Below are 11,924 nucleotides of genomic sequence, written 5' to 3' on the forward strand. Positions count from 1 at the left end.
ATCCTGAGAAATAGTTGAGAAAAGGGATAATTTTCTCAACTTCGATTTCTAAGCTGAATAGTTACAATATCTTTTACTTTAGCCATGTTGTGCTCCATTTATTCTTAAAGTTAACTTATTGAAAACCGTCGTTATCAATTACTGTTGTTGTGGGTAGTGCCTGCTGACACAAATAAAGATTGCGGTCTAGATCGGTGTGGTAGTGCCACAGCACCTCATCCAGACTGTGTATACGGTGCGCCATTCTGAATTCACCTAGGGTGACCACACTTTCGGCAAAGCGGTGCGGGGTATCGGGGTCGCGCTGGTTTTTTGCTATGCCAAGCGGGTTGATGCCATGAAAACCAGTGGCTATAGGGACTATCCAGCCCGGCTTCTCCCCCTCAAGACCTGCTTTACGCTGACTACGCCAGGTCACTTCGCCGGCATCATCCTGCTCACAGCTGTGGTGGATGGTGAGATATTCAAGCAACGCATCCAGTGCATCCGCCCCCCCTTCCATCGCTTGCTGCATTAGTTCGCGGCGCTCGATTAGGGCAAAGCCCGGCATCAAATTAAGTAACAAGCGGCGCACGGCTTGATTATCACTGTCATCTAACGCTTTAAGCTGTGGGGTGTTAAAGCCCAGTAGATCGCCACCCGCCATTTTCATGCGCGTTAATAGTCGTTCTAACAGCGGGATAAATTCAGGCCGTTCCATTCTGTCTTCATCACTATCTTGTGCTTGGTATTCAATCAGCAAACTCACATCGAGATGGCAACGCGCCTCTTCGATAAAGGCGGAGCGTTTGCCGTCCTTATCTAAGGGGTTAGCGGTGCCAATAATGGAGTGCACAAAATCACCGGGCCCTTGATAGGTTTGCAGATCACAGCGGTGGCTGAATACCGCGGTGGCCACTAACTCAAGCGTGGGGTAGCCAGCAGCTTGTAGTTTGCGCTCTAATGCGTGAACAAAACCCAGCCAAGCGGTCATGGCAGGAAAGCCAATGGTGTAGGGGCTGGAAAGCGCATTGGCGTTATGAATATTGAGGTGCGATAACTCCAGCAGTCTACGGGTACTCATAGCAGCGCCTCCTTGCTCTGTTCGATGATGCGAGAAAATGCCTCTAGCTCGGTATCTCCAAGCTGAATCGCCGATTTACCCACCACCTTCTGATAACTAAAAATAAAGTGGCGAGCAGCATCGTCAATCACGGTATTTAACCACGCTACATCTGTGGTGCGTTCGGCTTCATGTTCAGGAAATAGCCACTGTTTTTGGTAAGCCACTAAGTGCTCCGGCCGAGTATGGGGCTGTTCGGCAAAGGCGCGACGCACCTGCCACATTTTCAGGATTAATTGATCGAGATATTCCTGAATACGATAATCGCGCGCGTTGCGGATCTTCTGGTTGTTGTGGTCGGCATTTAACAGCCGATGAAATGCCTCAAAAGTCTGCTGCAGCTGTTTCGGGTACAAAACATCGCCAAAAAAGTTACGCGTGGGCAAACGTACACTTCTGGGAGAGAGCTCGGGAGGCAGAGACAACAACAGGTGGGCTTTGCCAGCATTTTGGTTATTCAGCACACTGATATTTTGTGGCTTAGTGCCGCCATAACCGATAGTAGTCAGGTTATAAATCTCCTGATAACCCGCTGCAGAGAATTGGTTGTTTCTTTTCAGCTCTCTGGCTGCTTTGGTTTCGTCTGAAAAGCGCAATTTATCTAGTCGCTGGCGCATTTCAAATATATGACCGGAGTGACTCAAAATTGACAGCAGGTGATAGCCTTTTTCTTCAGCTGCAACGGGGAAGTAAACCTGTTTTATTTTGGAGCTGGTAATGGCTTCATCTTTGGCGGCAACCATCTCTAAAAAACCACTTTTTAACTCATCCGCATTACCTCCTGCACGGGCCAGTAAATTTTTAGCCAACTCACTATCCTGTTGAATATGATCAAGCAGGGTGTCTCCATCCGCCATCACCAAGGTGAGAAATTTGTACACATCCAGTGCCGCCGCATTGCCCAACGCATCGGGCTCAACCTGCAAGTTGCCACTGCGTAGAAAGCCATCCGCGACGCGATCAGCCTTGGCGATAATCGAGCTAACATAGCCATTTTTGTTCTTACGAGCACTGGGGTGACTAAAGGTACAGGGATGGGTTGCCAGAGAAATTTGTCCGGCTCGCTTAGCCGCATTAGGAAGCCAGTTCTTAAGGGCGAAAACGTCTTCACACGCCTGCTCTTGTTCTCGCACCTCACCCTCTTCCATGGAAGCATTGAGGTTTTTCTTTAGCCAAGCGTCCTTACGCTCATTAAAGAAAGCCTCAATCGTTGCATCAAGCATGTTTATATTCCTTTATCACTAAACTATAAAAGTATGCGTAGTTCTTTATGGAGCGACTCCATTATTTAGCCTTCACCAATCCCAGCTGATCGTTGTACCGATAGCGATTCCCCTCTTTATGATGCTGCAAGCTTATCTCTCCTAGTCGCTGAGATGTTCGCTCCACATCTTCGTCTCTTAATTCACTCTGCTCTACAATTAACGCCGCGTAGTCACGGACTAGCCAAAGTCGTTCGGTCCTTTGTTCACTTAGCGGTTGATGTTCGATGCCGAGTAATTTCTCAAACTCAACCCAGCCACTTTTTCGGTCATAAATATAAAACGCCACAGGCCCTTTTTCATTGATGACCCGATAGAGGTTTATCCCAGGCGCACTGTTACGAAAGCGGTTGAATTGTTGCGGTAGCGCCGTCATCCACCAGTAATCATCGGTATAACCCCAAAGAGTTTTGGGACTATTGGCAGGATCAGAACCTTGTGACTCACCCGTCAGGTAATGGCAACCCAAAGTGCGGCTAATAACAAAATGCTCCAGTGCCGCCAGCTTCTTAGAAGGTAATGAGTCATCCTTAATAATTCGCGGCACGGCATCAATGCCACGCTGCAACGTTTTACTATCCAGTACGTCATTCAAACTCTTGGATGGCTGTAGCTGCCAATTATTTTGCTCATAACCCGGTCGGCTAAAGACGTCTTTCTTCTCACCCCGATAGCCTTTCAAATTGAACTGTAATAACCCCATATTGGGCGTTTCGTTATCCGTGTCAGTGTCGCGATGTCGGCGCACTCGTCCGGCCAATTGGATAATAGAGCGAAAAGAAGAAGGTTCCACGACCGCCCAGTCAAAGTCATGATCGCGCCCTACTTCTTCTACAGGTGTGGCAACCAATATAAAAATCAGCTGTTTGCTGTCATTACCATCCAAATGTTGGCGGATAACGGGATGATGAAAAACGCCTTCAGGATCATTGACTGGAACTTTGCGTTTTAATGCCTGATCCAAATGCTGCTCTTGAGCGTGACGTAATAAAAGTACCTGTTGGCTGTGATAGGCCATTACTCTTACGGTCACGTCCTCTGGCCATGAGGCATCTAACAAATATTCAGTCAGCGTCACGCACGGTAAAATGTTGGCGCAACGCACCACACCAAAAGAGACGTTGCGGCCGGTTTTCTTATCCTGATCGTGATGCTGATGATGCTTGGCAAGCACTGCTTGCTGAATAGTCGAAAAATAGCTCGACTCATGGGTGTCACCTGCCACGGGCTCGGGCAAAGGGACTATCTCTGCACGACGTTTAACCGGCTCGGCGCGTAGTTTGGTTACCCGCTTTTCTACGAAAGTATGATGAGCAGCTTGATAGTTGGCCGTGGCCGCCTCGCCAAAATTGACGGTAACCAGCTGGGTTTTAAATTCATCGGTCCAGCCGCAGGCAACTTGACTGTGTTGATGGCGGCTAGCGGCAAACAGCGCCCATCCTTTTTGGTAAGCGGTAAAATAACCGAGGGCTAAATCTGGCGGAATGGTCGCCGAAGAAATCATGACTTTGCGCCCAAGCATGCCCGCTAGATAGATCAGTCGGCCAATAGCTACCAGGTCTTCTCCGGTAAAGTCATCAATCTCGTCGATCACCAAGTCTGATGACATCAAACGCAGGCTGGGCAGGATATAACGCCCACCGCGAGTAGTTTCGGTGGCAGCCATAATATGGTCTATGGTGCAGGCCAGCACGGGCGCATAGAGCAAGGCACGCTCTTTCCGTCCGGTGAGCACCGTGGTTAACTCTTCTTCCGGCAGCAGGTTTTGCCAACGTTCATCACCGGCATAACCGATCACGTCTTCCTGCTTATCCATCAAGGGCTCGCAAGACTCTGAGCCGGAGTCTTCCTCTTCAGACGGCTGATCTTCTTTCTCTAACGGTTCAGCAGAACTCTGATGCAGCTCTAAAATCGCTTTTGAGCCGATCAACACCGCTAGCTCATCGTCTGCCAAACCAATACGATCACGATATTCATCGCCGGTTTGCAAGGTCAAGGTTCTCAACCCTAGCGCCAGAATAAAGCGCAGGCTTTGCTGATCATCCGACAGGGCCTGCATGATTTTGGCGTTAGCCAAGGTTTTACCGCGCCCAGTGCTGGCCATATTGACAATAAAATACCCGCCGATTTTATCGTCATTTTCTTGTCGGTATTCTTTAATGGCCGTCACCGCCTTATCTTGCCAGCCAAACTGTTTCTTGATTGCTGGGGGTAAGTTTTTAGACAACTTGAGCTGTTGAACAACCTCTGCTTTTGGAGTATCTCGTTCAAAGCGCGGCAACATGCGACAAGCATTAACAGCGACGTTGGCCACATTGACGAGGTGTTCGTCTAGCTGTTGTTTAAATTGCCCTTGCTCTGGGCCATCGCGATGAGTATTGGCGAACAAGTTAACCGTATTCGGCCAATTGGCCGCCTGAGCTTGTGACGAGTAATAGTGATCCCCCACCATAAGGCAAAGCCGTGCATGATGAGCAATAGTGCGCCAGCTGCCGTCTTTTATGGCATCGGCAAATAGCGGCAAATGCGCTTGCAGTTGTCGGGCTCTATGACTGAGTGCCTGCATCCAGCGAGCAGAGTCTGATAACAAACCTTGGGGAAAATCAAAGCAATCTGGTAGCCGTTTCTTAAATTCAGCCTCATCAAACCGGTTTTCATAGCCCCACTGCTGGCTGAGCCGTGCTAGTAATTGCTGCGGAGTCTGGTTAGTTTTGTCGCCAAATTTATCTTTGCTGTCGGGCTTGGGCAGCCGATGATGAGACAGCACCAGCCATAACAAAACGGCGGCGGCATCCGGCAGCTTATTGAACGGCGTATGCTCTTGCGATAACACGGGAATGGCCGCTGCTAATTGTTGTTCATCGATCGACTGCTCCAGTAGCGGTTCAAGCCAGCTGCTATCTTGCTCTGGCGTTTTTCCGGATTGGATCAACGCCATCAGCAGCAGGCTGGAGATCCACTCATGACGCAACGGGTCGCCCTTAAAGCTGTTTTTTGATTGCGGGTTGAGTTTATCTTGAAACAACTTGGTAGCCTTTCCCCAATCGTGTAATAACGCCGCCAGCCCGGTGAAGGCTTTGATCAGCGGCAGATATTTCCAATTTTGATCGGCGTCGTTGTTCAATAAATCTTGCTCGGTGCTGTTGACCGCTACGATACCTTCGGCATTAAACTTCTTTTTATTACCCACAATCCAGCGCAGCTGGCTACGCGACCGGGAGCGTATTTGATGACAGCTAATGGCCGAACTTTTACTGGCAGTTTGGCGCAACATTTTTTGCACTGTCAATAAGCCGTCTTCGGTGATCAGCGTTTGCCAAGTGTTATCGCCAATACGATTGGCAAATACATCCAACACGCGACGCGTTCTAGGCAAGGCTTTCTTTTCGCACTGAGAAACAAAGATCACCATCATAGTGCTTGCTCCTCAGTTTCTTCAGTTGCTTTGCCTTGCAGAGCGATGGCTTTAACGGTATCAAACATAAAATCCAGTGCCTTATGATCGGTAAAGGCTTGTAATACCTGTTGGCGAAATTCCTGCTCGGTGGCGTTTTCTTTGGCACAGACAAAGGCCCAAGGTAACACCAGTGCATCTTTAATCAAATCAGCCACATCAAACACGAGTGCACCGCGGCGGGTTTTCCCGTGCATAACGGCAAAGCCATGAGGAATTCCTAACACCCACAGGCAGCAGGCCGCTAAGCCGTATGCCAAATAGTTGCCGTGATTAAGAAAGTCATTGGCTTTATCCACCGACTGATGCTGACGAGTAAAGCCACTCTGCCCAGTAGTTTGAGCAGCGTATTTATAGAGGGTTTTGGTTAGCTGGGCTTCCGTCAGCAGCAGGTCTGCGGATTTGGTCGCAGCAGCGGTGCGGGTATAAAAGGTATCCAGCGCTTTCTGGATCTGGCTGTCGTTGAAGTCAAAACCTTCTACCTTCAAATCTCGGTCTTTTTGCCAAACTTGTCGTAAAAAATCGATACGAGCCTGCTGAAATTGCTGCGCGGCTTTTAGGCGCTGACTGTCATCAAACCAAAAGCTAAGCCAACCCTGCAGATATTCGGTGGGTCTATATTCACCTTGAGGAGTTAGCCACTCAACTTCACTCCCCATATAAAGCGGTGTGCCACCGCCACCGCAAAAACCGACCAGCACACCTGCTTGTGCGAGCATCCGTATGGCCGCTTGCGTAATAGAAGTGCCATTGCCCAATAACAGCACTGTGGTGTTGGCGATGGGAATGTTGTAGTAAAGATTTTCTTTTTCTGCATCAGTCAGATAAAGCACACGTCCATCTTTTTGCATTACCCGGCAATATTCCAGATAAAACAGGTTGGCGCGCTTGGAGTGCAAAATTGCTTTCAAGTCTGATGGTGAAAAATCATCCATTTGGTGTTTCCTTATTTTGGTGCATCACCCTACTCTCCCCTTTTATCGCACTCTGGCCAACACTGTACATATAAACATGTCGTCTGATGCGACATGTTATCGAGGGTCAAGTAAACAGCCAGGATTTTATTTCATCTTGATTGACTAAAATTAATTGCTGGGCGGCGGGATTACCGTCGAGCATTTTTATATTTATCTGCATTTCTTGTAATAAATAATGGGCGAGTGCAGCGCGAGTGGGCAGCTGTAATTCACCATTATGCATGCCGTAGTCGTGAATAAGCGCCGCTTGCTGTGCCTCGCTTAAGCGGGGATCCGGTTTAATGCGCAGGGTGATCTCCGTTTCCCAGGCGGTGTCCGCCGGCAGTACACTAAGGTATTTACCTTCAGTGGTGGGTGTGCCGTGTAGACGGCTCAACACAAAGTCACGATAGGCTTGGGCTTTTTCGCACCAAGCGCGCAGGTGCCAACGACGGCCGGTGTTGACGAAGCGAATGGGCACGATAATGCGGCCACTTCTATCTGGATGAGTTACGGCGCCGTAGTCGACTTCTAGCCGTTCGCTCTGGCGCATGGAGTGCACTAAGGGCCGCATAATATGCGGGCTAACATTACGCGCAGGTGGGACAAGAATGGCATGCGCCAGTTGATATTTATCGTCTGCCTGTGGCAGGTGTGTGCTTTGCCCACTTACCCAGTTCAGGTATTCGGCCACATCAAAACTGATGAACTCAGGATTAAATTGAGGGGTGGGTAAATAGCTTTTGGCGGAGGCACAATAGATTAATTGCTCAGGATATGCATCCTGATATTGATTAATCACTTTGCTGGCTTGTTGTCGGCCTAGCCGAAAATAATGCTGCAAGTGGCCGCAGGTAATACGGCCTTCCCAATTGGCTAATAATTCAATTAGCCAAAAGCGGCGTTCGAGTGTGCTTTTTATCATGGTGTGCTGCTTTATTTTTATTTATAACCGCCATTTAAAGCAAAAAAGTAGCTTAGGTTCAAATTTATTTAATTTTTAGGCTAGCGCTGTCTTCTATAAAACCACAGCCGCTGGTCAATTTTGCATGATTTAGCCATCAAGCACACACAAACAAAAACACCGCCCCTACAAAAGGCGGTGTTTTTTACTTACAGCGTAAAACGTATGGCGTACAGCCGTGTGTATAGGCTTAATTCATTTCGCGCAGGCTTTGAATGCGTTTTTCTAATGGCGGGTGGCTCATAAACAGCTCGCTCTTGCCTCTGCCGTTAATACCAAAGGCGGCTAATGAGCCGTCTAATTCAGCTTGTGAGCCTTGGCCTAAACGCTGTAGTGCGGCAATCATTTTCTCTTTGCCGACCAAGCGGGCCGAGCCTTCGTCGGCACGGTATTCGCGGTAGCGGCTAAACCACATCACGATTATGGATGCCAGCATGCCAAACACTAATTCCAATACCATGACCACACCAAAATAAGCCATGCCGCCTAAGCCGCCGCCTTGCTCGTTGCCTCGGTTCATGGCGTTGCTGATTAAGTTGGCAATTATACGGGCAAAGAACATTACGAAGGTGTTTACCACGCCTTGCAACAGGGTCATGGTGACCATGTCGCCGTTGGCGATGTGGCTAATTTCGTGGGCTAATACCGCTTCGGCTTCGTCGCGGCTCATGCTGTTCATTAGGCCGGATGATACTGCAACTAGCGAGCTGTTGCGGCTGGCGCCGGTGGCAAAGGCGTTCATGTCCGGTGAGTTATAAATACCCACTTCTGGCATGCCGATACCGGCTTGCTTTGCCTGGCGCGTTACTGTGGCAAGCAGCCAGTGTTCAACTTCGTTTCGTGGCTGTTCTATAACTTGTACGTTATAGGCTCGCTTGGCCATCCACTTAGAAATAAGCAGTGAAATAAAGGCACCGCCAAAACCAAATACGGCACAAAAAACCAACAAACCGCCAATGCTGTTACGGTTGATACCGAGCATCGAAAACACGATGTTCAACACCACGCCCAGCACTAACACCACGGCCAAGTTGGTAGCAATAAACAACAAAATGCGCTTCATCAATGTTCCTTAATCAAAATGTATTCAGACATAGTGTGCCCGATTACGCTAAATTCAAGGTGCAGATTATGCCTTATTTATTAAGTAAAGGCGCAATATCAATAAAGTTATGGATGCTGTTGTCGGCTTCGGATCCCAGCCAAGGAATCTCGCCTAACAACGGTGCCTTAATGCGCTGTTTTAATGCTTCGGCATTGGCTTGGTAATGGCTCATATTAGGATCCACCTGATTAAGCACCCAACCGACCACCACTAAGCCGTCGTGACGAATCGCATCCAGTGTTAATAAGGCATGATTAATACAGCCTAAGCGCGCACCCACCACCAAAATCACCGAAAGATGCTCTTTTTTCACCCAATCTGATAAATATTGCTGCTCATTAATGGGTAAGCGCCAGCCCCCTGCCCCTTCAACAAAAATATAGTCTGCAGCGGTGGCTTGCAGCCGTGCCAGCCCTTCGCTGAGATGACTAAGGCTAATGTTCTCTCTCGCTTGCGCCGCCGCGATGTGCGGAGCAATGGCGGGCGCAAAGGCATAAGGGTTGTGCATGGCATAGGGCAAAGCGATGGAAGATGCGGCCTGCAGGGTTAAGGCATCGCTATTTTTTAATTCGCCGTCAATCAGTTTGCAACCAGACGCCACGGGCTTATAGCCTAGTACCTTGTGCCCTAAGTCGTGGGTAGCTTGCATAAGTGCTTGAGTGACCAAGGTTTTACCAACATCGGTGTCGGTACCCGTAATAAAAAATGATTTAGCCATAAATTACTCCATACGCTAGCTGATAAGTGGCCACACAACGGCCTTGTTTATTAACAGGATAGGTGAGATTGAGTTGTTGCCAGGTATGCTTGCCCATTAAGCCTGCACGGCCCGCGTTATTGACGCGATTGGCACCAATGCCTTTTAGATCGAGCAGCAGCGCCTTTAAGTTAGGATACGTAAGTTGTTCGGTGGCCGTTTGACATTGCCAGCGCCGCCCCGTCGCCGCTAGATACTGCTCTAGCCGCTGTTGGGTAATAAAATGATTAACGGGGCTGGGTTGCCCTTGGCTTTGCCAACAATGAGCCAGCTCATGAAGGCTGGCGTCAATTAAGGTGGCAAACACTAATACGCCACCGGGTTTGAGTCGTTGGCTCCAGCCAACCAACCAAGCTGCAGGGTCGCTACTCCATTGCAGGCAAAGGTTAGCGAATATCCAGTCTAGGCTGTGTTCGGCCAGTGGTTGTGTGTCCATATCGGCACAAATGGGCACAATCTTGGCTTTGCGCTGCGCTTGTTGCAGCATGGCGGGAGATAAGTCTAGCGCCAGCAGTTGCTTGGTTTTTTGCTTAAGTGCGGGCGCAAACCAACCGCTGCCACAGCCTAAGTCTAGCCCCCACTCGGCTTGCTCAGGAAGCCAGCGTAGCAAGGCGTTACCGCTGCGTTGCTGCAGTTCATTATGCTGTTCGTAACTGTGGGCGGCCCGGCTAAAAGCGCTGGCCACTTTTTGCTTGTTTATAAGAGGTGAAGAGCTGATTGATAATGAGTTAATCGGTGAGTCACTTTTCAACATCAGATTTGTGTATTTCATGACAAAAACGCTCTTAAAGACTAATGATTTTTTGCCACGGAATACACGGAAATACACGGACGAAGAAAAATACTAATAAGAGAAAATATTTTATTGGTTAAGATCTTATAGTAAGCACAAACTGTATCTTTTTTTGGCTTGCATTTTCCGTGCGGTTCCGTGTATTCCGTGGCAGAAATAGGTTTAAAACTATCCTGCTAACCCGGAGCCTGCAGCTAAAGCGCCAGACTACAAAGTATCGTGTCTGGCTTTAATTAATCGCTTGTTGTAAGGCTGTAAGTAAGGCGGTGATGTCCGCTTTGCTGTGGGCGGCGCTTAAGGTAATGCGTAGCCGGGCCGAGCCTTTGGGCACTGTGGGTGGCCGAATGGCGCCCACCCAGCAGCCTAACTCACGCAAACGTGCGGCGATCTGCATGGTGCTCTGCTCGTCGCCTAACTTTTCACCGACCAGAAGTGGCTGAATCGCGGTGTTAGATGGCAGCAAAGTAAAAGGCAACAGCGCCGCCCCTTGGCGAAACTGATTGATGCGCTGCTGTAACTGCTCGCGCTTGTCGTCCGCCGTTTGCACCACGCGTACGGCCGCTAAAATGGCGGCGGCTTGCGGGGGCGGTAAATGAGTGCTGTAGACATAGCTGCGGGCATGATTATGTAAGTAATCAATTAACGCCCGACTGCCACCAATAAAGGCGCCACTTACGCCCAACGCTTTGCCAAAGGTGCCCATGGTAATGTGCACTTTATCGGCCGCAATGCCTTGTTCGCTTAAGGTGCCACGGCCTTGTTGGCCCAACACGCCTAAGCCGTGGGCATCGTCAATCATCAACCAGTTACCGCTTTGCTCGGCAAGCGTGGTTAAGCCATGCCAATCACCTTGGTCACCGTCCATGCTAAACACACCCTCCGACACAATGAGACCGCTTTGCGGTTTAAGCTTGGCGGCAAGCTGGGCCATGTCGTTATGGGTAAAACGCAGCTGTCGTGCAGGGCTTAACATGCCCGCTTCTTGCAGCGAGGCATGGTTGAGTTTGTCTTGCCACAATAGGTGTTCTTTGGTGAGCAAGGCTTTGATTAATGCCTGATTGGCAGAAAAGCCCGAGCTAAATAGCAGCACCGCCTCCAGCCCTAACCAGTCGGCCAGCTCACTTTCTAGTTGCCGATGAATACTCTGATGCCCGACCACCAACGGCGACGCCACCGCACCCACGCCAAACTCGCGGGCGGCGGCAGCGGCGGCATTAATTAGCTCAGGCGCTTGGCTTAAGCCTAAATAGTCATTACCTGCAAAGTTTAAATAGCACTTGCCTGCGCTAAATAACTGGCGACCCGTCACCCGATCTATGGCGGGTAACCGACGCCGCAAGCCCGACGCTTCCCGCTCGGCAAGGCTTAAATTAAAGGGCATAAATACCTCAGCTGTAAGCTATAAGCCTTAAGCTGTCAGACAAACAAAAAATGCCAGAGCCTAAGCTTAAAGCGGTCGAATAAATTCGACCCTTGTATGTTTAAGTCAGATGAATTGATAGAGTATTTAACAGTTACTGGGGAAGCCGTT

General features: G+C 49.3%; 9 protein-coding genes. All 9 read right to left on the reverse strand.

Annotated elements, in window-relative coordinates:
- Window positions 1-115 precede the first annotated feature (115 nt).
- Window positions 116-1,063: a type I-F CRISPR-associated protein Csy2 gene (gene csy2, locus ACFQ1C_RS13390; RefSeq protein ID WP_379559144.1), complete on the reverse strand. Its 948-nt coding sequence runs from the start codon at window positions 1,061-1,063 to the stop codon at window positions 116-118.
- On the reverse strand, window positions 1,060-2,325 hold the full coding sequence (csy1, locus tag ACFQ1C_RS13395; protein ID WP_379559146.1) for a type I-F CRISPR-associated protein Csy1: 1,266 nt from the start codon (window positions 2,323-2,325) through the stop codon (window positions 1,060-1,062). The genes csy2 and csy1 overlap by 4 nt, the downstream gene beginning before the upstream one ends.
- Window positions 2,326-2,386: 61 nt before the next feature.
- Entirely contained in the window at window positions 2,387-5,779 is a 3,393-nt protein-coding gene (cas3f, locus tag ACFQ1C_RS13400; RefSeq protein ID WP_379559148.1) for a type I-F CRISPR-associated helicase Cas3f, read from the reverse strand.
- Window positions 5,776-6,753: a type I-F CRISPR-associated endonuclease Cas1f gene (cas1f, locus tag ACFQ1C_RS13405; protein ID WP_379559150.1), complete on the reverse strand. Its 978-nt coding sequence runs from the start codon at window positions 6,751-6,753 to the stop codon at window positions 5,776-5,778. Before cas1f ends, cas3f begins: the two co-directional genes overlap by 4 nt.
- Window positions 6,754-6,859: 106 nt before the next feature.
- Entirely contained in the window at window positions 6,860-7,699 is an 840-nt protein-coding gene (locus tag ACFQ1C_RS13410; RefSeq protein ID WP_379559152.1) for a WYL domain-containing protein, read from the reverse strand.
- 229 nt (window positions 7,700-7,928) lie between these two features.
- On the reverse strand, window positions 7,929-8,801 hold the full coding sequence (htpX, locus tag ACFQ1C_RS13415) for a protease HtpX (protein ID WP_379559154.1): 873 nt from the start codon (window positions 8,799-8,801) through the stop codon (window positions 7,929-7,931).
- Between the two features lie 73 nt (window positions 8,802-8,874).
- Window positions 8,875-9,561 (reverse strand): dethiobiotin synthase, encoded by a 687-nt coding sequence (gene bioD, locus ACFQ1C_RS13420; protein WP_379559156.1) that lies wholly within the window; start codon window positions 9,559-9,561, stop codon window positions 8,875-8,877.
- A complete protein-coding gene (bioC, locus tag ACFQ1C_RS13425; protein WP_379559158.1) occupies window positions 9,554-10,372 on the reverse strand; it encodes a malonyl-ACP O-methyltransferase BioC in 819 nt (272 codons plus the stop codon). The genes bioD and bioC overlap by 8 nt, the downstream gene beginning before the upstream one ends.
- A 250-nt stretch (window positions 10,373-10,622) precedes the next feature.
- Window positions 10,623-11,774, reverse strand: coding sequence for an 8-amino-7-oxononanoate synthase (gene bioF / locus ACFQ1C_RS13430; protein ID WP_379559160.1), 1,152 nt, complete (start codon window positions 11,772-11,774; stop codon window positions 10,623-10,625).
- Between the last annotated feature and the right edge of the window lie 150 nt (window positions 11,775-11,924).

It is taken from the genome of Oceanisphaera ostreae (assembly GCF_042676125.1).
Taxonomy (GTDB): Bacteria; Pseudomonadota; Gammaproteobacteria; order Enterobacterales; family Aeromonadaceae; genus Oceanimonas; species Oceanimonas ostreae.